The sequence below is a fragment of the Flavobacterium sp. genome, assembly GCF_031411595.1.
Taxonomy (GTDB): Bacteria; Bacteroidota; Bacteroidia; order Flavobacteriales; family Flavobacteriaceae; genus Flavobacterium.
The window spans coordinates 16,623-41,868 of record NZ_JANOBI010000026.1 but is presented as its reverse complement, the minus strand read 5'-3'; the positions used below and the strand labels follow the sequence as shown (position 1 = coordinate 41,868).

The 25,246-nt window shown below is 38.2% G+C and carries 23 protein-coding genes; 12 read left to right on the top strand and 11 right to left on the bottom strand.

The features are described from left to right. Window positions 1-26: 26 nt before the first annotated feature. The 6 genes from RMO03_RS05570 (at window position 27) to RMO03_RS05545 (ending at window position 4,896) form a co-directional block, all read left to right on the top strand. Entirely contained in the window at window positions 27-965 is a 939-nt protein-coding gene (locus tag RMO03_RS05570; RefSeq protein ID WP_309641103.1) for a CPBP family intramembrane glutamic endopeptidase, read from the top strand. Further along, entirely contained in the window at window positions 958-2,007 is a 1,050-nt protein-coding gene (locus tag RMO03_RS05565; RefSeq protein WP_309641102.1) for an AMP-binding protein, read from the top strand. The genes RMO03_RS05570 and RMO03_RS05565 overlap by 8 nt, the downstream gene beginning before the upstream one ends. Before the next feature lie 102 nt (window positions 2,008-2,109). Continuing rightward, entirely contained in the window at window positions 2,110-2,541 is a 432-nt protein-coding gene (locus tag RMO03_RS05560; RefSeq protein ID WP_309641101.1) for a thioredoxin family protein, read from the top strand. Continuing rightward, a complete protein-coding gene (locus RMO03_RS05555; protein ID WP_309641100.1) occupies window positions 2,528-3,475 on the top strand; it encodes an FAD:protein FMN transferase in 948 nt (315 codons plus the stop codon). Before RMO03_RS05560 ends, RMO03_RS05555 begins: the two co-directional genes overlap by 14 nt. Next, window positions 3,472-3,693: a DUF4266 domain-containing protein gene (locus tag RMO03_RS05550; protein WP_309641099.1), complete on the top strand. Its 222-nt coding sequence runs from the start codon at window positions 3,472-3,474 to the stop codon at window positions 3,691-3,693. The genes RMO03_RS05555 and RMO03_RS05550 overlap by 4 nt, the downstream gene beginning before the upstream one ends. A gap of 21 nt (window positions 3,694-3,714) precedes the next feature. Further along, a complete protein-coding gene (locus tag RMO03_RS05545) occupies window positions 3,715-4,896 on the top strand; it encodes a DUF3570 domain-containing protein (RefSeq protein ID WP_309641098.1) in 1,182 nt (393 codons plus the stop codon). Window positions 4,897-4,958: 62 nt separating this feature from the next. On the opposite strand, the gene RMO03_RS05540 is transcribed toward RMO03_RS05545, so the two are convergent. From RMO03_RS05540 to RMO03_RS05530, 3 genes are all read right to left on the bottom strand, one after another. Then, complete coding sequence (locus RMO03_RS05540; protein ID WP_309641097.1) at window positions 4,959-5,384, bottom strand: DoxX family protein; 426 nt, start codon at window positions 5,382-5,384, stop codon at window positions 4,959-4,961. A 97-nt stretch (window positions 5,385-5,481) separates the two neighbouring features. Then, window positions 5,482-7,134 (bottom strand): M1 family metallopeptidase, encoded by a 1,653-nt coding sequence (locus RMO03_RS05535; RefSeq protein WP_309641096.1) that lies wholly within the window; start codon window positions 7,132-7,134, stop codon window positions 5,482-5,484. Window positions 7,135-7,233: 99 nt separating this feature from the next. After that, window positions 7,234-8,862 carry a carboxyl transferase domain-containing protein gene (locus RMO03_RS05530; RefSeq protein WP_309641095.1) on the bottom strand — a complete coding sequence of 543 codons (1,629 nt, stop codon included), beginning with the start codon at window positions 8,860-8,862 and terminating at the stop codon, window positions 7,234-7,236. Window positions 8,863-9,045: 183 nt separating this feature from the next. Here RMO03_RS05530 and RMO03_RS05525 point away from each other — a divergent pair, with 183 nt between their 5' ends. Next, window positions 9,046-9,687 (top strand): DUF47 family protein, encoded by a 642-nt coding sequence (locus RMO03_RS05525; protein WP_309641094.1) that lies wholly within the window; start codon window positions 9,046-9,048, stop codon window positions 9,685-9,687. 23 nt (window positions 9,688-9,710) lie between these two features. After that, window positions 9,711-11,042, top strand: coding sequence for an inorganic phosphate transporter (locus RMO03_RS05520; RefSeq protein ID WP_309641093.1), 1,332 nt, complete (start codon window positions 9,711-9,713; stop codon window positions 11,040-11,042). A gap of 300 nt (window positions 11,043-11,342) precedes the next feature. Here the strand turns inward: RMO03_RS05520 and lpxD are convergent, their stop codons facing one another. The 3 genes from lpxD to prfB all read right to left on the bottom strand — a co-directional run bounded on the left by lpxD (window position 11,343) and on the right by prfB (window position 14,133). Continuing rightward, on the bottom strand, window positions 11,343-12,329 hold the full coding sequence (gene lpxD, locus RMO03_RS05515; RefSeq protein WP_309641092.1) for a UDP-3-O-(3-hydroxymyristoyl)glucosamine N-acyltransferase: 987 nt from the start codon (window positions 12,327-12,329) through the stop codon (window positions 11,343-11,345). 117 nt (window positions 12,330-12,446) lie between these two features. Beyond that, window positions 12,447-12,992, bottom strand: coding sequence for a DUF1697 domain-containing protein (locus RMO03_RS05510; RefSeq protein WP_309641091.1), 546 nt, complete (start codon window positions 12,990-12,992; stop codon window positions 12,447-12,449). A gap of 42 nt (window positions 12,993-13,034) precedes the next feature. Further along, window positions 13,035-14,133, bottom strand: a protein-coding gene (gene prfB, locus RMO03_RS05505; RefSeq protein WP_309641090.1) for a peptide chain release factor 2 whose coding sequence is annotated in 2 segments (ribosomal slippage) — window positions 13,035-14,069 and window positions 14,071-14,133 — 1,098 coding nt in all. Because the reading frame shifts where the segments join, the coding sequence is not laid out codon by codon here. 162 nt (window positions 14,134-14,295) lie between these two features. Here prfB and RMO03_RS05500 point away from each other — a divergent pair. Beyond that, complete coding sequence (locus RMO03_RS05500) at window positions 14,296-15,321, top strand: GntG family PLP-dependent aldolase (RefSeq protein WP_309641089.1); 1,026 nt, start codon at window positions 14,296-14,298, stop codon at window positions 15,319-15,321. Here RMO03_RS05500 and RMO03_RS05495 read toward each other — a convergent pair whose 3' ends face one another. Further along, window positions 15,322-16,329, bottom strand: a complete 1,008-nt coding sequence (locus tag RMO03_RS05495) for a hypothetical protein (protein ID WP_309641088.1) — start codon at window positions 16,327-16,329, stop codon at window positions 15,322-15,324. 73 nt (window positions 16,330-16,402) lie between these two features. Between RMO03_RS05495 and RMO03_RS05490 the strand changes: the two genes are divergently transcribed. Beyond that, window positions 16,403-18,538 (top strand): S9 family peptidase, encoded by a 2,136-nt coding sequence (locus tag RMO03_RS05490; RefSeq protein ID WP_309641087.1) that lies wholly within the window; start codon window positions 16,403-16,405, stop codon window positions 18,536-18,538. A 78-nt stretch (window positions 18,539-18,616) separates the two neighbouring features. Next, entirely contained in the window at window positions 18,617-19,657 is a 1,041-nt protein-coding gene (locus RMO03_RS05485) for a cysteine synthase family protein (RefSeq protein WP_309641086.1), read from the top strand. A gap of 120 nt (window positions 19,658-19,777) precedes the next feature. Here the strand turns inward: RMO03_RS05485 and RMO03_RS05480 are convergent, their stop codons facing one another. Both RMO03_RS05480 and gcvT read right to left on the bottom strand, forming a co-directional pair. Continuing rightward, a complete protein-coding gene (locus tag RMO03_RS05480; RefSeq protein ID WP_309641085.1) occupies window positions 19,778-20,491 on the bottom strand; it encodes a YebC/PmpR family DNA-binding transcriptional regulator in 714 nt (237 codons plus the stop codon). A 174-nt stretch (window positions 20,492-20,665) separates the two neighbouring features. Continuing rightward, complete coding sequence (gene gcvT, locus RMO03_RS05475) at window positions 20,666-21,748, bottom strand: glycine cleavage system aminomethyltransferase GcvT (protein ID WP_309641084.1); 1,083 nt, start codon at window positions 21,746-21,748, stop codon at window positions 20,666-20,668. A 300-nt stretch (window positions 21,749-22,048) separates the two neighbouring features. On the opposite strand from gcvT, the gene RMO03_RS05470 reads away from it, so the two are divergent. Further along, a complete protein-coding gene (locus RMO03_RS05470) occupies window positions 22,049-22,900 on the top strand; it encodes an NAD(P)H-hydrate dehydratase (RefSeq protein ID WP_309641083.1) in 852 nt (283 codons plus the stop codon). On the opposite strand, the gene thrC is transcribed toward RMO03_RS05470, so the two are convergent. Further along, entirely contained in the window at window positions 22,886-24,181 is a 1,296-nt protein-coding gene (gene thrC, locus RMO03_RS05465) for a threonine synthase (RefSeq protein WP_309641082.1), read from the bottom strand. The two genes, RMO03_RS05470 and thrC, sit on opposite strands and share 15 nt — an antisense overlap. Before the next feature lie 73 nt (window positions 24,182-24,254). Continuing rightward, the gene (locus RMO03_RS05460; protein ID WP_309641081.1) at window positions 24,255-25,172 is read right to left on the bottom strand and encodes a homoserine kinase; all 918 of its coding nucleotides are present in this window, start codon (window positions 25,170-25,172) and stop codon (window positions 24,255-24,257) included. Window positions 25,173-25,246 lie beyond the last annotated feature (74 nt).

Here is a 25,246-nt window from a genome sequence, read left to right as displayed (position 1 = left end):
CACTAAATTAGTCGAAAATCATTCACGTGTTTATAGAACAAGGCATTCGCAAGGAAAATAAATTTTGGAAATATTTGGTCGGATCATTGTTGATTATTATCGCTTCAATGATTGGGCAAGTTCCATTGGTAGTAGCTATTAAAGTTAAAACTTTTTTTGAAGGAAGAACTTTTCCTACTGATCAGAATGAAGTGATGACGATATTCGACTCGAATGTAACGCTTTTTTTAATCATGGTTTCTTTTGTATTCGCGATTGCCGGAATTTACTTTGTGCTGCGTTTTATACACCAACAATCGATGCAAGAAATCATCACCACCAGACGTAAAATCGATTGGAATAGAATTGGATTTTCGTTTATGATCTGGGCGGTATTGACAGTATTTGCTACGGTTGTGGATTATTATTTAAACCCGAATGACTTTGTTGTCAATTTCAAACCACTGCCGTTTTTATGTTTATTAATCATCGCAACCGTTATGATTCCGATACAAACCACTTGCGAAGAATTGGTCTTTCGCGGTTATTTGATGCAAGGTTTTGGGAACTTAGGCATGACGAAATGGTTTCCGTTGGCGATGACTTCGATTATTTTTGGAACCATGCATATTTTAAATCCGGAAGTGGATAAAATCGGTTATGTTATTTTGGTGTATTACATCGGAACCGGATTGTTTCTCGGCATCATCACACTCATGGATGAAGGCATGGAATTATCGCTCGGATTTCACGCTTCGAACAACCTTATCGGCGCGTTGTTGGTCACCACTGATTGGTCGGTGTTTCAAACGAATTCTGTTTTAAAAGACATTTCGGAACCGTCAGTGTTTATTGATACAATCTTGCCTGTCGTGATTATATATCCTATACTTTTATTTATCTTTAGTAAAAAATACCATTGGCTCGATTGGAAAGGAAAATTAACAGGAAAAATAACTTTAGAAACAATAGGAAATCATGAATGAATTGACTTATCACAACGTACATAACAGTTTTAAATTGGATGGATTTCATCTCAATCGTGAAGACTTGTGCCGTGTTGCCTATAGTTTTATCAAAGAAGGCGAAGATTTTGAAAAGCCGGTAGGCAATTTCATCTTGGATTGGTTTGATGACAAATCTTACATCGAAATGAATACATCGGGAACGACAGGAAAATCGAAAGTCATTCGTGTTGATAAACAAGCCATGGTGAATTCGGCTTTAGCAACTGGCGATTTTTTCGATTTGTACCCCGGAAACAAAGTATTGCAATGTTTACCCGTGAAATATATCGCCGGTAAAATGATGTTCGTACGAGGTTTTATTTTAGGATTGGATATGGATTTGGTTGAACCCAATTCAACACCTTTATACAACAACGATACGGAATACGATTTTGTAGCGATGGTTCCGTTGCAAGCGCAACATTCATTAAAAGAATTGAAGCTTGTTAAAAAAATGATTATTGGCGGCGTAAAAGTTAATAATACACTCGAAAAACAGTTGTCGAAATTGCCTACGATTGTTTACGAAACATATGGCATGACAGAAACCATTACACATATTGCTGCAAAAAAAGTAGGGGAAAAGGCGTTTACCGTGTTACCTAATGTAACAATATCTTACGATGATCATAACTGCTTGGTGATTCATGCACCGAGAATTTCAGATGAAGTCATTGTGACTAATGATATTGTTGAATTGGTCAATGAAAATCAATTTGTGTTTTTAGGTCGATACGATAATGTCGTGAATAGCGGTGGCATCAAATTGATTCCCGAACAAATTGAAGAAAAGCTTATCAGCAAAATGGAACCACGATTTTTTGTTGCCGGAAAACCCGATGAAAAATTAGGCGAAAAATTGGTGTTGATTGTAGAAGGTGAAAAGCAAACCATCGACCCAAGCATTTTTGATGTTCTCGATAAATATGAAAAGCCGAAAGAGATTTTGTTTGTTCCTAAATTTAAAGAAACCGACAATGGCAAGATTATCAGAAAAGAAACATTGAAAATGGTTATGTAGTGTTATTGTTTTTTGAATTTATTTTAAAACAAGTCACTCTTAAAAAGGTAATAAAAACCAATATAAATCGTTCCTTGTTTAATTAATAAAATTCAATTATTTATGAAACTCTTACTGCTTTCGTTACTGTTTCTGCTCCCTATTCAATGGGAACCCAATTTTGAGAATGCCAAGAAAACGGCCAAAGAAAAACACCAACTCATTCTACTGAACTTTTCGGGTTCGGATTGGTGTGGACCATGCATTCTGCTCAGAAAAGACTATCTCGAAAGCGAAACATTTACAGCATTAGCGAATGATCGTTTGGTTTTGGTGAATGCCGATTTCCCGAGAAAGAAGAAAAATCAAGGCAGCGCGGAATTGATTAAAAGAAATGAAGCTTTGGCTGAGCAATACAACAAACAAGGTAATTTTCCATTCACATTATTACTCAATGCCGATGGAAAAGTATTAAAAACTTGGATTGGAAAACCTGAAGTTTCCGTTGATGCCTGGACTGATGAAATCAAAACCATTTGTGATGCCAACAAATAGTATTGCTTGTATGCAGGTGTATTCTAAGTCTTTAAAATTGATGGGCAACAATTTCACGATTAGTGTTGTGGATGAAGAGGAATCTGCTGCCAATCAACACATTCAAACTGCCATAGAAGAAATTAAAAGAATTGAGCAACTGTTGACGACATTCAAAAGCGACAGTCAAACCAATTTGATCAATGACAATGCAGGAATACAACCGGTAATCGTAGATCAGGAAGTTTTCGATTTGATTGAAAGAAGCATTGCCATTTCAAAAATCACACAAGGCGCCTTCGACATTACTTATGGCAGCATTGACAAAAGTTTGTGGAATTTTGATAAAACCATGACCCAACTCCCAAGTCTTGATGAAGCCAAAAAAATGGTGCACTTGATCAATTATAAAAACATCATTCTCGACAATTCTAATTGTACAGTTTTTCTAAAACAAAAAGGCATGCGCATTGGTTTTGGTGGAATTGGAAAAGGTTATGCTGCAGAAATGGCCAAAAAGTTATTGATGAAAAACGGTGCTAAAAGCGGTATCATCAACGCCAGTGGAGATTTGACAACTTGGGGATATCAACCTACTGAAAAGCCTTGGACTATTGGTATTGCAGATCCTGACAAGCCACAAGCGGCTTTTTCATACATCGAAATTTCAAACAAAGCGGTAGCGACGTCTGGCAATTATGAAAAGTACATTCTCATTGATGGAAAAAAATATTCGCATACGATTGATCCTAAAACAGGATTGCCGATTTCAGGAATTAAAAGCGTTACCGTAATTAGCAATAATGCCGAATTTGCCGATGCCATGGCTACGCCAATTGCTGTAATGGGTATTCAAGCCGGACTTTTCCTCATCAATCAAATACAAGATTTACACTGCATCATCATTGATGACAATAATAAAATGTACACTTCTAAAAACATTCACCTACAATGAAAAAACGTAACACCAAATTAATGCTGCTCATAGGTATTGTGATCTTATCAGTATCGTGCAAGCCCGTCAAAGAATACCAAAAAGGAAAAGTAAACGATTCTGAAATGGTGCTTTCGAACAGAAAAATCGAAAAAACAGAATTGAGTTTTCAAGCCTATCGTGAAGGTGCGTCAGGAGCCAATGCTGGAAAAGTAGGTGGCGGTTGTGGTTGTAATTAATCCCCAAATCAAAGACTAAAAATGAAAAGAATATTGATTACAGGATTGGCTTTGCTTGGGTTGTTTCAAGCTTATTCACAATCAACACCTACAGATTCTACCGGATATAAAAGTCGAAAATTGAAACTCGATGAAATCAATTTGGTGTCGAGTTATTACAAGCAAGATGGCGATAAATCAGCAGTGACTGGTGGTATTGGTACAGAAAAATTGACAGATATTTCAAATACTATTGATGTCAAATTAATCAAATACAGTAAATCAGGAAAAAAGCAAACTTTAGATGTTGAAGTGGGTATAGATCGTTATACTTCCGCTTCTTCTGATAGAATCGATATGCAAGCCAACTCTTCAGCGTCATCAGAAGATGTTCGCTTTTATCCTTCACTCAGTTATACGATTGAGAACGAAGCCAAAGGCAATACTTTGGGTGTCGGATTGTCTTCGTCAACAGAATTTGATTACCAATCGTTCGGAGCCAATACGAGTTATTCTAAAAAAACGAAAGATAGAAATGGTGAATTCACTGCGAAATTTCAAGCGTTTCTCGATCAAGTTAAAATCATAAAACCGGTTGAATTGCGTAATCCGGGAGAAGGTTACGGAACTGAAAACCGAAACACGTTTGCCGCATCGTTGAGTTATTCTCAAATCGTGAATCAGAATTTTCAGATTATGTTTTTGGCCGATGTCATTACGCAACAAGGATATTTGAGTTTACCGTTTCATAGGGTTTATTTTAATGATGGAACTGTGCATCAAGAGAATCTGCCTGACACACGACTCAAAATTCCGTTGGCGGTTCGCACGAGTTATTTCCTTGGTGATAATGTGATTATCCGGGCTTATTATCGTTATTACACCGACGATTGGAAACTCACTTCGCATACCGCCAACCTTGAAGTTCCGGTAAAATTGTCACCGTTTTTCTCTTTGAGCCCGTTTTACAGATATTATACGCAAAGTGACATCAAATATTTTAAAGGGTATAAAGAGCATACTGCTGCGGAAGAATTTTACACCAGCAACTATGATTTATCGCAATTTAACAGTAGTTTTTTAGGAATGGGTATGAAGTTTACGCCACTCAAAGGGGTGCTTGGTATCAAACATTTTCACACTTTAGAAATGCGATATGGACATTATACCAAAACGACGAATATGGTTTCTGATATTGTTAGTATCAATATTAAATACAAATAGATTTTGATTTAAAATGCATAAAAAAAAGCGCACTATCATAAATTTAGTGCGCTTTTTATATTTTATTTTTCCATTTTAAAATAATAATCTGCTGAATGTTTTCCGCCGCCATAGAATACGAAGAAGACGCTAATTCCAAATATAGCAGTGGCTAGAATGAGGTTGTTGGGATTCATTTCTCCCATGAAATTAATCAAAACCGCACCAAGCAAAATAGGAAGTTGCGCTATAATTGCCCAACGCGTAAGCAATCCGAAAACAATCATAATGCCACCCATAATGTGAGCTGCAGCGATGTAGTGAAAAGTTAGCATGCCGCCCATAAAATTACTGATGGGTGCAATGAGATCTTCAAACGTCCTACTGTGTGTAATGAATGTTGCGCCTTTGTAGATTAAGAAAACACCCAAAACGATGCGAAGCGCGTCCAATCCATAATTGGTGTGGGCATTGGCCCATTTGTTCAAACCTTTTACCGAAGTATCCATAATAAATAAGTTTAGAATTGAAGACTAAGTTACTATTTATTAGCGAAATACGTTTCTGTTTTAGCAAAACATTTAAACAATTTAATTCACAAAAGTATTAAGGCCGAATTGCAAATTGGTATAAAAATTTGTTGGTATTGAAGTTTTTGCCACCAAAGCCATGCTTGATTTTCTCTTTGATTTTAATCGATTGGTTGGTGACTTGAATTCTTTTGTTTTTCCCATTAATGATGACTTCAACAGGCATTTCAAAATTGGGTTCGTCTGTGCTCCATTTCAGTGACAATCGATTTTTTTTGTCAAGATTTACAATCAAATTGGGAAGTTCTTTGTGTTTCAAATATTGATTAAAAATAGGCGTAAGATTGAGCCCGGTTTCTTGATTAAAGAAAGCAATCACTGTTGGTGTGTCGATGATTTTGTGTCGGAACGTTTCGGAATACTTCAATACTATTTTCCACCATCGCTCATCGTTATTGATGATGTGTCGGATCGTATTGAGCATCAATGCACCTTTATAATACATATCGCCTGAGCCTTCATTCCCAACACCATACTGACCAATAATAGGTTTGTCACTTTGAATGTTTCTCTTTAAACCATTGATGTATTGTTGCGCTTTTTCATAGCCATACTGACATTCCAGAAAAACACTTTCGGTATAACAAGTAAAACCTTCGTGAATCCACATGTCGGCAATATCTTTCGATGTGATGCTGTTGCCGAACCATTCGTGACCACTTTCGTGAATAATGATAAAGTCGAATAACAGCCCGATTCCGGTTCCCGACAAATCGCTTCCTAAATAACCATTTTGATATTTATTTCCGTAAGCCACAGCGCTTTGGTGCTCCATACCTAAATAATGCGTTTCCACTAATTTGTATCCGTCTTCTGCAAAAGGGTAAGTGCCGAATTTGCTTTGAAAGCAATCCATCATGGGTTTTACTTGTTCGAATTGTGTGTGTGCTTTGGCTTCGTTTTCACGCAATACATAGTAATCTAAATCGAGGCCTTTGTAGTTTTCACCAAAGTGAATATAGTCGCCAATGTTGATTGTAATATCATAACTGTTGATCGGATTTTTGACTTCCCAATCCCAACGTGTATCCCCATTTTTCATATCTTCTTGACCGATAAATCGACCGTTGGAAACGTTCATCAAACCATTCGGAACAGCAACTTTTATGGAAGCTCCATTGTCCGGTTCGTCAGTTTGAGAATCTTTGCAAGGAAACCACAAACTCGCACCAGTTCCTTGCACTGCAATACCAATCCAATCTTTTCCGCTCGAATCTTTATCGAAAACAAATCCGCCATCCCATGGGGCATGCTTCGCAATTAGTGGATTTCCGGAATAATAAAAGCGCAGTTTTTGCTCAGAATCCTTGATTAATGGTTTTTGAAAATCAATGAAAACGGCATTGAATTCTCTTTTGTAAGTTAACTTTTTCGCATCGAAAACAATGCTGTCAATTGTCATGTTATCGAATAAGTCTAGTTGGATTTTGGTCGTGTTTTCAGTAATTTTAAACGTAATATCGTTGAAACCAACTATCGACTTTTCATGTGGATTGATTTTAATATTCAAGTCGTAGCGCAACACATCGAAGCAAGTTCTTTCGAATCGTAAACTACCATGAAGAGAATCTTTTCGGGTAAATATTTCTTGCGCATTGATAGTAAAACCAAACAAAAGTAATACTATGGAGATGTGCTCGCCAAGACGCCAAGACGCAAAGTGTTTCATGTTAATATTTTTTTAGGAACCGCGTTTTTGCCACAGATTAAAAGATTCTCACAGATTTTAAAGGGAATATTTTAATTTTTGTAAATCTAAAATCTAAAATCAAACCTGAATCACACCCATATTAAATTTCTTTTCAATAGGAGCGTGGTTGGCCGCTTCAATACCCATAGAAATCCAAGTTCTTGTGTCGATTGGATCTATGATGGCGTCGGTCCATAATCTTGATGCCGCATAATATGGAGAAACTTGTGCGTCGTAACGCGCTTTTATTTTATCAAACAATTCTTTTTCTTTGACTTCATCAACCACTTCGCCTTTGGCTTTCAGTGATGAAGCTTCAATTTGCGCGAGTACTTTCGCCGCTTGTGTTCCGCCCATTACAGCTAGTTCGGCACTTGGCCAAGCGAATATTAATCTTGGGTCGTAAGCTTTTCCACACATCGCATAATTTCCGGCACCGTAAGAATTTCCGACAATGACGGTAAATTTTGGCACCACAGAATTAGAAACCGCATTGACCATTTTTGCGCCATCTTTAATGATGCCACCGTGCTCGCTTTTGGAGCCTACCATAAATCCGGTAACATCTTGCACGAACACTAATGGAATTTTTTTCTGGTTGCAATTCGCAATAAAACGTGTGGCTTTATCAGCAGAATCAGAATAAATTGCACCGCCAAATTGCATTTCACCTTTAGCAGTTTTCACCACTTTACGTTGATTGGCAACAATTCCAACTGCCCAACCATCAATTCTGGCGTAAGCTGTTATTAATGTTTTGCCATAGTCGCCTTTGTATTCGTCCCATTCTGAATTGTCAACCAATCGTTTGAGGATTTCATACATATCGTATTGGTCGGCACGTGACTTTGGAATAATACCGTAGATTTCTTTTTCATCTGAAGCCGGTTTTTCTGATTTCATTCTATTAAAACCTGCTTTATCATAGTCGCCAATTTTACCCACGATACTTTTAATTCTATCTAACGCATCTTGGTCGTCTTTGGCTTTATAATCGGTAACTCCCGAAATCGAACAATGCGTAGTTGCACCTCCAAGCGTTTCATTATCGATGGTTTCCCCAATAGCAGCTTTGACTAAGTAACTTCCGGCCAGAAAAATACTTCCGGTTTTATCAACAATCATAGCTTCATCACTCATAATCGGCAAATAAGCGCCACCGGCAACACAACTTCCCATGACAGCAGCGATTTGGGTAATACCCATACTCGACATCACGGCGTTGTTGCGAAAAATTCTTCCGAAGTGCTCTTTGTCAGGGAAAATTTCGTCTTGCATCGGTAAATAAACACCGGCTGAATCGACTAAATAAATAATAGGCAAACGATTTTCAATGGCAATTTCCTGCGCTCTTAAATTCTTTTTTCCGGTGATTGGAAACCAGGCACCAGCTTTTACAGTAGCATCATTCGCCACAACAATACATTGTTTTCCTTTGATGTAACCGATTTTAACAACCACTCCGCCAGATGGACAACCACCGTGTTCTGCATACATTCCGTCACCAACAAAAGCACCAATTTCTATACTTTTGGCTTTTGGATCGAGCAAATAATCGATGCGTTCGCGTGCGGTCATTTTACCTTCGGCATGCAGTTTTTCGATTCTTTTTTCACCGCCACCCAATCGGACTTTTGCAAATCTTTGTTTTAAATCGGAAAGTAAAAGTTTGTTGTGATCTTCGTTTTTATTGAAGTTGATGTCCATATAAAGCTTACTATTTATTCATTGGCTAAAATACGAAAACGTTTGAATTATGGTATGGGTTATTAAAAACTAATGTAAATTTATCTTTAAGAAAAGGTTAAGTCGATAACAGATTATTGTTTCTAATTTAATGTTAAATTAACATGAACGATTTACTTTTGCTGAAAATCTAAACCACAAGACATGACATTAAATAGCATTTTTCAGTTTTTAGTTCCTAAAGATAAAAAATTCTTTCCATTGTTTGAAGAAGCTTCAGCCAATCTAATTCTTTTGGCAGAAACATTGCACGAAGCTGTCAATGCTCCAAAAGAAGAAAGAGAAGAGTATTTCAAAAAAATAACGGATTTAGAAGTTACGATTGAAGAAATCACGCACAAAACCCATTTAGAATTGAGCAGAAATTTCATTACACCATTTGACCGAGAAGACATTCATATGTTGATAAAGTCTATTGATAATGTGGCGGACTTTATGCAAGGTGCAGCGAGCAGAATGCGTTTGTATCAAGTGGAGAAAATCACTAAATCGATTCGTAAATTAACTGAAATTAATTTAGAAGCCTGTCAACTCATCGGTGTCGGCATCAAAGAATTGAAAGTGATGAACAACAAAGCCATCAAAGAAACTTGCAAAAGAATCAACAAATTAGAAAGCAAAGCAGACGACGTTTTTGACAAAGCGGTAGCTGATATTTTCGAAAACGAAACCGATGCTAAAAACATCATCAAATATAAAGAAGTATTGTCGGCACTAGAATCTGCATCAGATAAATGTAAAAGTGTATCGAATGTTATGGAGCAAATTTCAGTAAAACATTCATAAACTGATTAACTAAATTTCTTTTTATGGATTTTACTTTACTCATTATCATTATAGTTCTTTCGTTGATATTTGATTATATTAATGGTTTTCACGATGCCGCCAACTCGATAGCAACTATTGTGGCTACTAAAGTTTTAACCCCTTTTCAAGCCGTTTTGTGGGCAGCGCTTTTCAACTTTATGGCGTATTGGGTTTTCGGATTTGGTGTGGCTGATACAGTCGCAAAAACTGCCAACACCAGCAGCATCAATCTGGTCGTGATATTGTCCGGAGTAATAGCCGCGATTATTTGGAATTTAATCACGTGGTGGAAAGGAATTCCATCATCATCATCGCATACTCTAATCGGTGGATTTGCCGGAGCAGCGATTGCTCATGGTTTTACAGGTGTGACTGATCCCGAACACGCCGGATTCAAAATTGTCAATTGGCTTAAGGATGCTAAAGCAGGAGAATTGTTGCCTTCTGGGGTGATGGTTGTTCTTTTATTTATTGTATTTGCACCATTGCTCGGAATGATTATTTCGTATTTTTTGTCTTTATGGTTAATGTATTCCTCGAAAAAGAACATCTATCCCAAAATACTTACCGTTGTTTTAATGGTATTGGTGGCTTGGTTTTTAAGTAGTGTGTTGACTTCGTATGCTGATATTAAAAAGCCAAGATTTGAAAGTGAAACATTTAGTTTTTTATGCGAGCCGGCCAATATCAAATGGTTTTTGGTCGCTATAGTATTCTATAGTCTGGCGATTTTCAATTTGTTTTTCAGTACATTTTCTACTGCCAAAGCGGAAGCCGTTTTGAAGAAAATGCAGTTGTTATCATCAGCCGCTTTCAGTTTAGGGCACGGTGGAAACGACTCACAAAAAGTAATGGGAATCATTGCAGCAGCGGTTGCTGTATACATCAAAGCGAATCCGCATATGGATATGTCGGTGGGTTGGTTTGACTTGAATGTAGTACTGCCATCCGAAAAAGACGGTGTCAAAATCGATGGTATCATGCCACAATGGATTCCACTAACATGTTATACCGTAATTGCTTTAGGAACATTGAGTGGCGGTTGGAAAATCGTAAAAACCATGGGTTCTAAAATTACGAAAGTAACAGCGTTTGAAGGCGTTGTAGCAGAATCTGCAGGTGCATTGACATTGTTTTCAACAGAGCATTTTAAAATTCCGGTATCTACAACCCATACGATTGCAGGATCTATTATTGGTGTTGGAATCACCAAAAGAGTATCAGCCGTTCGTTGGGGAATTACCGTAAAATTATTGTGGGCTTGGATACTGACGATTCCGGTTTCTGGAATCTTAGCTGCATTGATTTATTACATCTTGAATTTATTTTTATAAACCAAAACCAATACGTAAGTCAATTTTGATAAGCTGCATATTATAACAGAACTATTAGAGCAATTGGTATTGGTGTTTCCAAGTTGAAATTGGAATATAAAAATTTTGCGTCTTTGCGAGCTAAAAAATTATATCTCGCAAAGACGCAAAGACACAAAGAAAAAGTGAGGTTATTATTTAGGAAATGCTAATTTTGAACAATGCAACCCTAGCCCTGATAGCAGCGTTATCCTTTTTCTGCTTTCTTTAAGCAGGAAAAGATTTAGCGGATAGCAGGATTAGCTCCTGATAAAAAATAGCTTATTTAATCAAACGTTTTATAGCAGCCCATTGCTTTAATGCATCGCGCGCATCTACCGCAGGGTAACCTAAAACGGTTTTTCCGGCTTCGACATCTGCAGCAACTCCGGAACCGGCACCTACCATTACGCCATCGCCAAGTGTCAGATGGTCTTTGATAGAAGCACTGCCGCCAATGATAACGCCATTTCCGAGTGTTACCGAACCAGCCAAACCACTATGGCCCGCCATGATGCAGAATTTACCGAGTTGGCTGTTGTGGCCGATTTGCACCAAGTTATCGATTTTACAGCCGTCGCCAACAACGGTGGAGCTGAATTTTCCTCTGTCAACATTTGAGTTCGCACCGATTTCTACGTTGTTGCCAATCACAACATTGCCGATTTGCGGAATTTTAACCAAGCCTCTTTGCGCGCAAGGTCTGAATCCGAAACCGTCAGCACCAATTGTAGCATTTGGGTGAATGATGCAATCATTGCCAATATGACAGCGTTCGCGAACCACTGCACCTGACCAAATTACGGTGTTTTTGCCAATTGTAGTTTCATCTAAAATGGTGACGTTAGGATAGATAATGGTGTTTTCACCAAGCGTCACTTTTGGACCGATATAACATCCGGCGCCAATTTTTGCGCCTTGACCAATGATGGCAGAAGCGTCGATTACGGCTGTGGGATGAATGTCGACTTGAAATATGGGTGGAGCAGGAGCGAACATTTCGAGTATCAACGACATGGCTAAGTCGGCATCTTTTACTTTAATGAAAGCACGGTTTTCGCCGGGTTCGATCGAAATATTTTCATTGACAATCGCTGCGCAGGCTTTGGAAGTCGCCCATTGTTTTTCGTATTTTTTATTTCCTATAATGGAAATTTCAGAATCGGTTGCCATACTTAATTGCTCAGGCGCAGTAATGATTTTGGAAGTTGATCCGGATATAACGCCTTTAAGGACTTCGTTGATTTCTAGTAAAGAGAAAGATTTCATGATTCGATTTGGGTTTGGTTAATGGTTGAATTCCCAAATAAAAAGAATAAGAATGAAATTACCTAATTCTTAATGCAGTTGGGAAGTTAAAGCGAAATGTAACAACGTATAATAACCTTAATTATTTTCAACCAATGCAATCAGTTTTAAAATCGTTTTCCAATTGCGTGAAGTGGCTTTTAAAAGCAACTTTTTTTCAATGATAACATTGTTGAGTTTAGTGTTGGCTGCAGAATCCGCATACCATAAATAAAGTGCTTTGTTTTTATTGACAAACCGATCGTTGGCAAAATCGATGGCTTGCAATTGTTCTAGATTATTGGAAACAGGAACTTCAGAAAGAAAAGCAACATAGGGTTGTTTGTCGTCTAATAGATTTTCTTGAACGAAAGGATTTTCAAATACGATCATTTTTAATTCCTGTATAGTCGTAATGCGCACAAGAACCAGAAATCCAAAATGTTCTTCGATTTTTTTGGCAATCTGGTTTTCTAAAACGGCAACATCAGCAATGGAACTATCAAAAATAATATTGCCACTTTGGATGTAGGTCGATATATTTTCAAAGTCGAGTTCACCCAAAACTTTCCGCAACAATTCCATTTTAATAATGTTATGACCACTAACATTAATTCCGCGCAACAAAGCAATATAGGTCGCCATATCTTAAAATCTTACAGTCTTACAATCTAAAAGTCTAACCATCTAACTTTCCTCTTTCTGTCCCATCATCATCAAAAATGCTTTCAAAAACGCATCGATATCACCATTCATTACGCCATCAACATCGCTGGTTTCGTAACCTGTTCGCACATCTTTGACTAATTTATACGGATGCATGACATAGTTTCTGATTTGCGATCCCCATTCGATTTTCATCTTTTCGGCTTCGATGTCGTTGCGTTGTTCCTGTTGTTTTTTGAGTTCAATTTCATACAACTGCGATTTCAACATTTGCATTGCACGTTGTCTATTGTCTTGCTGTGAACGCGTTTCTGAGCATTGAATTTGAATACCGGTTGGCTTGTGAAACAACTGCACTTTAGTCTCCACTTTATTGACGTTTTGACCACCGGCGCCGCTCGAACGCGATGTAATGATTTCAATATCGGCTGGATTGATGTCGATTTCTATCGTGTCATCGACCAAAGGATAAACGTATACGGAAACAAAAGAAGTGTGGCGTTTGGCATTGCTGTCGAAAGGCGAGATGCGCACCAAACGATGCACGCCGTTTTCGCCCTTAAGATAACCGAATGCAAAATCACCTTCTATTTCTAGTGTGACGGTTTTAATTCCGGCAGCTTCGCCTTTTTGAAAGTTGAGTTCTTTGATTTTATAACCGGATTTATCGGCCCACATCATATACATGCGCATGAGCATTTCGGCCCAATCGCAGCTTTCTGTTCCGCCGGCACCGGCAGTAATTTGAATCACGGCACTCAGTGCATCACCTTCGTCGGAAAGCATGTTTTTGAACTCAATATTTTCTATAAATGCATTGGCTAGTTGAAACTGTTCATCTAGTTCGTCTACAGTGAGTTCGCCTTCTTTGTAAAATTCGAAAGCGAGTTGTAATTCGTCGGTTAAGACAATGGCTTTTTCGTAATCTTCGACCCATTTTTTCTTGGAGCGCAGATTTTTAACTAAGATTTCGGCTTCCTTCGCGTTGTCCCAAAAGTTTGGGGCGAAAGTTTTTTCTTCTTCGTTGGATATTTCTATAAGCTTGGCATCAATGTCAAAGATACCTCCTCAACGCACCAAGGCGTTCTACAATACCTTTTATTTGTTCGGTAGTTGTCATAAATTATATTTAATTTTGGCGATGTTTGTGAGTTAACCCAGAACCCTAGCCCCGATGGGAACGATATCCTTTTGTGCCGTTGTTCGGTGCAAAAGATTTAGTGGACAGCGGGATTAGCTCCTGAGCAAAATCGAAAACAAAAGTAAACTATCTACAATTGATATGGAAATAAATTTAATCAGCGATACGGTAACCAAACCATCTGCTGAAATGTTGCAAGCGATGTTTAATGCGAAAGTCGGCGATGATGTTTTTAAACAAGACCCGACTGTTAATGACTTTGAAAGCAAAGTGGCTAATCTATTCGGCATGGAAGCCGCGTTATTTTTTCCTTCGGGAACGATGGCGAATCAAACGGCAATCAAGCTCAACACGAATCCAGGCGATCAGATTATTTGTGATAAATGGTCGCACATTCATTTGTATGAGGCTGGTGGCGCTTCTTTTAATAGCGGTGTGAATTTCAATTTGCTTGATGGTCATCGCGGGATGATTACCGCTGAGCAAGTTAAAAATGGTATTAATGATCCTGAGTTTTATCATGCGCCTTTGTCGAAAATGGTGGGCATTGAAAACACAACTAATAAAGGCGGTGGTGCTTGTTATGACATTGAAACATTGCAGGAAATCAAGCAGGTTTGTGTGGATCACAATTTAAAATACCACTTGGATGGCGCGCGTTTGTGGAATGCTTTGATTGCCAAAAAGCAACATCCTAAACAGTTTGGGGCATTGTTTGATACGATTTCGGTTTGTTTCTCTAAAGGACTTGGCGCACCGATTGGTTCGGTATTGCTCTCTGATGCTGAAACGATGAAGAAAGCACTTCGTATTCGTAAAATATTTGGTGGTAATTTGCGTCAATCGGGTTATTTGGCAGCGGCAGGTATTTATGCTTTGCAGAATAATATCAACAGGTTAGAAGAAGACCATCGCCGAGCCAAAGAATTGGGTGCTATATTGCAAAAATTATCTTGGGTCGCGAAAGTAGAACAGGTGGAAACAAACATTATTATATTCTCGGTGCAACCCAGTATTGAAGACAAAGAAGTCATTGAGAAACTGGCTCAAAAAGGCATTGCGATTAGTTTGATGGCTAAAGGAACATTAAGAATGGTCACGCATCTCGATTATAAAGAAGTGATGCATACTTATGTTTTGGAGACTTTGGAGAAGATGGCGTTTTAGTTATTTTATTCTTTCAATGGCTAAGCGAATAGCATTTAAATTGGGTTGTTGGTTTATACATTCTTGAATGCCAATAGGATCTATTGTTTTAATGAATTCGTTATAATCTTTGCAGTTTTTAAAAATATTAAATTCTTTGTTTTTAATATCCCAAACCAATCCTTTTGGTTGTGGCATTCCATTGGCGGCAATGATTCCACCTGCAACACCGCCAACTCCGTAACCTACGCCCTGAGCCCAAATATTTCCTAAATCAGCTTCTGTATAATAATAGTTTTCACCACCAGATAAAACCTTCACGAACCGGTTTGGTTGGTCATTATCCTGCGCTCTGTCTGTTTTGTTTTTATTCTTTAAAATAGCACCGATTTGAAAATAGAGACATCCTCTATAAGAAACTGCGAAGACATTTTTGACTTTTTTATCGGTGTCGGCAAAATTAAAAAAGCAGTTGTCAGGCGTGTATTGTGAAGCAGGCTTTTCAACACCTTCAAAACCTTGCGGTACTATGGTTACAATAGCATTGGGCTGCTTCTTGAGAAAATCTTCCTTGGTGTTATATATTCCCGGTGGGTAATGATTAAAAGCTATTCGTTTGCTTTCTTCTTCTTCCGCTTTCTTTTTTTCTTCTGCAAGTTTTGTTCTCTTCTCGTAATCGATTTGTTTTTGGATTTCTTTTTCTTTCAAATCAATTTTTTGAGTACTGTCGAGCACTTTTTTATTAGAAAACACTCTCGACATTTTTTCATCTTCAATATATTTTACCGTATTGGTAGAAATTTCTTTTTCGTTGTTGGTTTCAACATCAAAAAAAGCAAATTTGGTTGTTCGTAATCTCAGATTATTAAAGCTTACTTTTTGATTGGAAGCCATTGTTATGATTCCGGATTTGGCAATCAGTATTTCATTTTGAGAAAAACAAAAAGCACAATTGATTAATGCAAATAATACCAATACTTTGTCTCGCATGTTGATGGGTTCTGAGATGAATTTTAAAAATAGTAGCAAATATGTTAATAATTTTTAAGGTTACAAAGTTTTAAAATCCCTAAATTGCCAAGTCACAATCAAAACTTAAAAGATGAAAAAACGCCTTATTTTGAATTGTCTTTGTCTTATTTTTGCAATCTCATATTCTCAAAACAAAACAAAATCAATGTCGAATTCAGCTAAACCACCTATTGCCACTATAAAACCTAAAACTTTAGAAAAACACGGCGACGTCAGAATCGACAACTATTTCTGGCTCAATGACCGAGAAAACCCTGAAGTTATTGATTATCTGAATAAAGAAAACGATTACTACAATACGGCAACGGCGCATACCAAAACTTTTCAAACCGAATTGTTTGCTGAAATGAAAAGCCGCATCAAGGAAGACGATGAGTCGGTGCCATACTTATACAATGGTTATTACTACATCACGCGTTTTGAAAAAGGGCAGGATTATCCAATTTATTCGAGAAAGAAAGGCAGTTTGGCGGCGCCCGAAGAAATCATGTTCAATGGCAATGCAATGGCTAAAGGGCATAAATTTTTCCAATTGAGTGGCATTAGCATCAGCAATGACAATCAGTTTGCGGTTTTTGCTTTGGATGTTGTGGGTCGTAGAATTTATACATTACAAATCAAAAACTTAGTTACCGGCGAAATCCTTGTCGACAAAATGGAGAATGCTACGGGAAATGTGACTTGGGCGAATGATAATAAAACGATTTTTTATACGCGACAAGATGAGAAAACCTTGCGTTCGGATAAAGTTTACAAGCACAAATTAGGCGATGATACTTCAAAAGATGTGTTGGTGTATTTTGAAAAAGACGACACCTTCAATGTCACTGTGATGAAAGGAAAATCGAAAAAGTACATTGCGATTAGTTCTTCGAGCACATTGACCGATGAGTACCGAACGATTTTGGCGGATGAACCCGATAGTGAATTTAAAGTGTTTCAGGAAAGAATACGCGGATTGGAGTATAGCATTTCGCATTACGGCGATAGCTTTTATATTGTTACGAATGCAGATGATGCTACCAATTTCAAATTGATGAAAACGACTGAAAATGCTACATCGAAAGATCATTGGAAAGATTTGATTCCACATCGCGAAGATGTTTTGATTGAAGGGATTGATATTTTCAAGGATTATTTGGTAGTTTCTGAAAGAAGCAACGGACTCAACAAAATTCGCATCATGCCTTGGAGTGGGAAAGGGGAATATTATTTGCCTTTTGAAATTGAAACGTATACTTGTTACACGACAACCAACGTCGATTTTGATACGGATATTTTGCGTTATGGCTACCAATCGATGGCGACACCTTCTTCGGTAATCGATTTTAATATGAAAACCAAAACGAAAGAAATCAAGAAAGAACAACAAGTTCTCGGCGGAAAGTTCGACAAGAACAATTACATCGAAGAACGCATTTGGGCGACTGCAAACGACGGAACCAAAGTACCCATGTCAATCGTCTATCGCAAAGGAATAAAGAAAGACGGAAAGAATCCGTTACTACAGTATGCTTATGGTTCTTACGGAATGTCGATGGATCCGTATTTCTCCTCAACACGTTTGTCGCTTTTAGATCGTGGATTTGTTTATGTAATTGCACACATTCGTGGCGGTGAAGATTTGGGCCGACAATGGTATGAAAACGGGAAGTTGTTGAAAAAGAAAAATACATTCACTGATTTTATTGATTGTTCTAAATACCTTATCGCAGAAAAATGGACGTCTGCGGAGCATTTGTATGCCGAAGGCGGTTCAGCCGGTGGATTGTTGATCGGCGCAGTTGCCAATATGGCGCCGCAGCTTTATAATGGTATGATTGCACAAGTTCCTTTTGTTGATGTGATGACCACAATGCTCGATGATTCGATTCCATTAACGACCGGAGAATATGACGAGTGGGGGAATCCGAATGAAAAAGAATCTTATGATTATATGCGTTCTTATTCGCCTTATGATAATGTTGTAGCACAAGCCTATCCTAACTTGTATGTTTCTACCGGTTTACACGATTCACAAGTACAATATTGGGAACCTGCAAAATGGGTTGCTAAATTAAGAGTTACTAAAACCAATGACAAGCAATTGTTCCTCGATACGAACATGGATGCCGGTCATGGCGGTGCTTCAGGAAGATTTGAAGCGTTGAAAGAGCTCGCCAAAGAATTTACATTTTTATTAGATTTAGAAAAAATTAAAAAGTAATTCGAATTTTTTTGTTAGATTTGCAAGGATTTGAGGTTGCCCGTTATTGATACAAAAACCTTGATTAACTATTTTTTTATGAAAGAAGAAATAAAAGCCTACAATAATGTCTTGGAATTAATAGGAAATACACCTCTTATTAAGCTCAATAAAGTTACCGAGAATTTAGAAGGTAATTTTTATGCAAAGGTAGAAGCATTTAATCCGGGTCATTCAACTAAAGATAGAATCGCTTTATATATCATTGAAGAAGCTGAAAAACGAGGCATTCTTTCTCCGGGTGATACCATCATAGAAACTACATCTGGAAATACTGGTTTTAGTTTGGCGATGGTAAGCATCATCAAAGGCTACAGCTGTATTCTTGCTGTAAGTTCAAAATCGTCTAAAGATAAAATTGATATGCTCCGCAGTTTGGGAGCCAAAGTATATGTTTGTCCGGCGCATGTTTCCGCGGATGACGACCGTTCTTATTACAGCGTTGCCAAACGTTTGCATGAAGAAACCAAAGGTTCGGTATACATCAACCAATATTTCAATCAACTTAATATTGACGCGCATTACCAAACCACCGGCCCTGAAATCTGGGAACAGACACAAGGAAAAATCACGCATTTGGTGGCTTGTAGTGGAACAGGCGGAACCATTTCGGGAACCGCTAAATATTTGAAAGAACAAAATCCAAATATTCGTATTTTAGGAGTTGATGCTTTCGGTTCAGTATTGAAAAAATACCACGAAACCAAAGAGTTCGACAACAACGAAATTTACCCATACAGGATTGAAGGTTTAGGGAAAAATTTAATTCCAACGGCTACCGATTTCGACATGATTGATAAATTCACCAAAGTAACCGACGAAGAAAGCGCCCACGTAACCCGTGAAATCGCCAAAAAAGAAGGATTGTTCGTAGGATACACTTCAGGAGCAGTAATGCAAGCGATAAAACAATACGCCGAAGAAGGAGAATTTAACGAAGACAGTAATGTCATTGCTATTTTCCCGGATCACGGTTCGCGTTACATGAGTAAAGTTTTCAGTGACGAATGGATGAATGCTCAAGGTTTCTTTGACAGTGTGAATGCTGAGGAAGTGCAGAAGATAGAATTTATTAAATAGTTTGCAAGATCGTAAGATTTTAAGACTATAAGACATAAAAAAAACTCCAATTCAAAATTGGAGTTTTTTATTTTATGCATTTCTGAATCTTACAATCCTAAAATCTTACAGTCTTACGATCTAATTCTCCTCCATCGTATGATACACATTCTGCACATCATCATCTTCCTCAATCTTCTCCAATAATTTTTCAACATCTGCTACTTGAGCTTCTGTCAAACCTTTGGTTACTTGTGGAATTCTTTCAAAACCTGACGATAAAATCTCGAGTTTTCTGTTTTCAAGTTCTTTCTGAATCGCACCAAAACTTTCGAAAGGCGCATAAATCAAAATCCCGTCTTCATCTTCAAACACTTCTTCAGCACCAAAATCAATCAATTCTAATTCGAGTTCTTCAGGATCTATACCGGCAGAAGGAATGCGGAAATTACACGTATGGTCAAACATAAACTCCACAGAACCTTGCGTTCCCATTGTTCCGTTGCATTTATTAAAATAACTTCTGATGTTCGCCACGGTTCTGTTATTGTTATCAGTAGCCGTTTCAATTAAAATGGCAATTCCGTGAGGCGCATAACCTTCAAACAATACTTCTTTATAATTCGCAGTGTCTTTATCAGTAGCTTTTTTAATGGCTCTTTCAACATTCTCTTTTGGCATATTGGCAGACTTCGCATTCTGAATCACAGCACGCAATCTCGAGTTAGCCTCGGGATTCGGACCGCCTTCTTTGACTGCCATCACGATGTCTTTTCCAATTCTTGTAAACGCTTTTGCCATCGCTGACCAACGCTTCATTTTTCTTCCTTTACGGAATTCAAACGCTCTTCCCATTTCTAATTTTTATTTATAGTGCAAAAATAATTTTTTAAATCAATTCTCAAAACTCAGCAACTTACTCCGCTACGCTCCATACAATTGCTTCGCCAGTTCGGCTAAAGCCTCGTGTCGCATCGCAATACTCGCTCGGGTCAGTCACTCAGCAACTAAGTATCTCAGCAACTCCCTTTACTTCTTATAAAAAGGCAACTTCACCACTTTCGCAGCGACATCATTCTTACGAATTCTAATATAAATTTCACTATCCACCGCACTATGCGCTACAGTCACATAACCCAAGCCAATTCCGATTCCTAAAGTAGGCGACATTGTACCCGAAGTCACAACACCAATCACATTGCCGTTCGCATCCACAATTTCATAATCGTGACGCGGCACCGCACGTTCTTGCATTTCAAAACCTACGAGTTTTCTAGAAACACCTTTTTCTTTTTGCTTTTTCAAACTTTCCGAATTCACAAAATCTTTATTGAATTTCGTAATCCAACCCAAACCGGCTTCTAATGGCGAAGTATTATCATTAATATCATTGCCATACAAGCAAAATCCCATTTCGAGACGCAACGTATCACGCGCCGCCAAACCAATCGGCTTAATTCCAAAAGCCTTTCCTGCTTCAAAAACTTTATTCCAAACCATTTCTACTTCCGAGTTTTTGCAATAAATTTCAAATCCACCCGAACCTGTATAACCAGTCGCAGAAATAATTACATAGTCAACACCGGCAAAAGGGCCGACTTCAAAATGATAATAAGCAATCGAACTCAAATCAACCGAAGTCAACGACTGCATCGCTTCAACCGCTTTAGGCCCTTGAATCGCCAACAACGAATAATCATCCGAAAGGTTCCGCATTTCCACATTCATATCATTGAAACTCGAAATCCATTCCCAATCTTTATCAATATTCGAAGCATTCACCACAAGCAAATACTGGTCTTCCTTCATGCGATACACAATCAAATCATCCACAATTCCACCATCGCGATTCGGCAAACAAGAATACTGAGCTCGCCCAATCGTCAAAGTCGATGCATCGTTCGAGGTCACTTTCTGAATCAACGCCAAAGCATTTTCTCCCGTCAACAAAAATTCACCCATATGCGACACGTCGAAAACACCAACGCCATTGCGCACCGTTTCGTGCTCGGCATTGACACCTTCATATAAAATCGGCATATTGTAACCGGCAAACGGAAGCATTTTAGCTCCAAGACTTTCGTGGATATGGGTAAGCGCTGTGTTTTTCATTTTGGTGTGGAATTAAATTTAAAGCCGCTAATTTATTCAAAAAATCTCAATTTATAAGGCCCAAAAATGTAAAAAACGGATTATTTTTTAGGATTTATGCTGAATTTATTTCAGTAGCTACTTCCCGCTGTCCACTAAATGCAAAGCATTCACCGAACACAAATAAAATAAAAGTAAAGTGAGGTAAATCTTTTGCGCCGAACGCCGGCACAAAAGGATATCGTTGCCATCGGGGCTAGGGCAACACGTTTCCAATCAAAAATGTTGTAATTTTAACGAATAACTTTCAATAGCAATCTTATGAGTCGTCCATTTCCAATCCGTCACAAAGAAGTTGTCGAACGATACAAACCGATGCAACCCAAAACCCACAAAGGCCTGCAAGGTCACGCACTAATCATCGGTGGAAGCTACGGCAAAATGGGATCCGTAAGTCTAGCTTCAAAAGCCGCACTCAAAACCGGCTGTGGATTGGTAACCGCTTTCATTCCTAAATGTGGTTATGACATCATCCAAACTGCTATTCCGGAAGTCATGGTCATCACAGATTCAGAAGAAAAATACATTTTCAACATCAATTTCAAAATCGAACCGCAAGCCATCGGAATCGGTATGGGAATAGGGCAGAAGCCTAAAACTCAAAAGGCGCTGTACGAATTTTTTAAAACCAATCAAATTCCATTAGTTATCGATGCTGACGCCTTAAACTGTATTGCACAAAATCCGGATTGGCTTTCATTACTAAAACCCAAAACGATTCTAACGCCACATCTTAAAGAACTTGAAAGACTTATCGGAAAATGGGATACAGAAAATCAAAAATTGCAAAAAACAGTTAATTTCTGTGTTAAATACGATTTGATTATTGTGGTCAAAGGTGCACCAACCAAAATCATCAACGACGAAATGATCTATCAAAATACCACTGGAAATGCGGCACTAGCCACAGCCGGAAGTGGCGATGTATTGACAGGAATCATTACGAGTTTACTGGCACAATCTTACACACCAATTGACGCAGCAATTCTGGGTGTCTACTTACACGGAAAAACAGCCGATATTGCGATGCCCGAAATGGGCTATCAATCGTTTATCGCCTCCGATATTATTGCCAATATAGGAAGAGCTTATTTGAGTTTAGGAACTTTGTAGAAACGCTTTGAGTGCAACGTAAGTTTTAATCTTCACACTAATTTTTTCTTTATTCAAAACACTTTCAATCTGCGTTGGAATCGGCAGTTCAATCTGTAAAACCGGTTCAACAATATCAAGAAATTTTATGGGATGCGCCGTTTCTAGAAAAATTCCAATCGCATCAGGATGATTTTGCATTTCTTTTTTCAATCCCAAATAACCTACAGCACCGTGAGGTTCGGCAATATATCCTGAGTTTTTATAAATGTCTTTTAAAGCCTGAGTTGTAGTTTCATCGTCATAAGAAAACGAAGTAAAATCTTTTTTGAAGGCATTCAAATCGTTGTTATACAATTCCTGAATGCGGATAAAATTGCTCGGATTTCCAACATCCATAGCGTTTGAAATGGTGGCTTTCGATGGCTTCGGTTCGTATTTTCCGGTAACCAAAAATTGCGGCACTGTGTCATTCACGTTAGTGGCAGCAACAAAATGTTCAATGGGCAATCCTAATTTCTTGGCCATAATGCCGGCGCAGATATTTCCAAAATTCCCACTCGGGCAAGAAAAAACCATCGGCTTGTTTTGTGATTTCAATTGTTTGTACGCAAAGAAAAAGTAAAACATTTGCGGCAACCAACGTGCAATATTGATAGAATTTGCGGAAGTCAGTTTTTTATACTCTAAGCTTTCATCCAAAAAAGCTTTTTTGACCATGTCTTGGCAATCATCGAAAACACCATCGACTTCAAGCGCTTTAATATTTTGACCCAATGTTGTGAGCTGTCGTTCCTGAATATCACTGACTTTTCCCGACGGATATAAAATCACTACATCAACACCTTCAACGCCTAAAAAACCACTCGCGACAGCACCTCCGGTATCACCGGAAGTAGCAACGAGCACAGTATTCTTATTGTCTTTTTTATCTTGATTGAAATAAGCCAAACAACGCGACATGAACCGCGCACCAACATCTTTAAATGCCATGGTTGGTCCGTGATACAACTCCAAAGCATAAATATTATTTTCGACTTTTACCGTTGGAAATTCAAAACACAAAGTTTCAGCAATAATTTGCTTGAGATTGGCTTCTGGAATTTCATCACCAACAAATTGACGGATGGCTTCATAAGCGATTGCTTCATTACTTAAATTCTCAATGTTGTTGAAAAAATCAGTGTCAAGTTTTGCAATACTTTCCGGAAAATACAAACCTTTATCAGGCGCCAATCCTTGAATTACGGCTTCTTGAAATGAAACTTTGGGAGTATTGTGGTTTAAACTATAATATTTCATACTGTATATTTTAAACACGGATTTCACGGATTATCACAGATTTTTTCATCCGTGTAAATCCGTGAAATCTGTGTTAGATTATTTTTACACCTTCAGAATTAATTTTTGAAACGTGGATTTCATATGGAATCCCCGTTCCATCAAATATACTACGCATTGCATCAGCTACTTTTTGCGCAGTATCGATTCCTTTACTCAACGCAAAAATCGATGGGCCGGAACCTGAAATTCCCGAACCTAAAGCACCATTATCCAATGCAGCTTGTTTCACTTGATCAAAATGCGGAATGAATTTGCCGCGCAAAGGTTCAACGATATCGTCATGTAAAGAGCGACCAATCAAATCATAATCGCTGGTATACAATCCGGCAACCAATCCACCGACATTGCCCCATTGTGTAATAGCGCTTTTTAAAGAAACCATCGGTTGTAAAACCGCACGCATTTCAGAAGTTTTCAATTCTATTTGTGGATGAATTACTGTTGCATACAATTCACTCGGGCTTTCAATTCTAATAATATCCAAAGGATTGGAACTTCTGACGATCGTAAATCCACCGCAAAGGGCAGGAGCTACGTTGTCTGCGTGCGCACTTCCGCTGGCTAAAACTTCACCTTGCATCGCGAATTGCACTAGTTCCTTTCTGGTAAATGGTTTGCCGGCAAGTTCATTAATTCCGAAAACGGCACCGGCTGCACTTGCTGAACTGCTTCCAATACCGCTACCAGCTTTGATTTTTTTATAGATTTCGATTTCAAATCCAAAATCAATATTCAATTCCTTTAGCAATGCCAAACCTGCCACACCGGCAACATTTTTTTCAGTTTCCAAAGGCAAATCAGCACCTTCGATTTTGGTGATGCGAATGCCTTTTATATCCGATTTTCGAATGATCATTTCGTCGCCAACACCGTCAAGGCATAATCCCATGACATCGAAGCCGCACGAAAGGTTGGCGATTGTGGCTGGGCAGAAGAGTTTTATTTCCATATTTTAGGTTCTGAGGTTCTGAGGGTCTAAGGTTCTGAGGCCTTAGTACCTTAGAACCTTAGTGCCTTAGCACC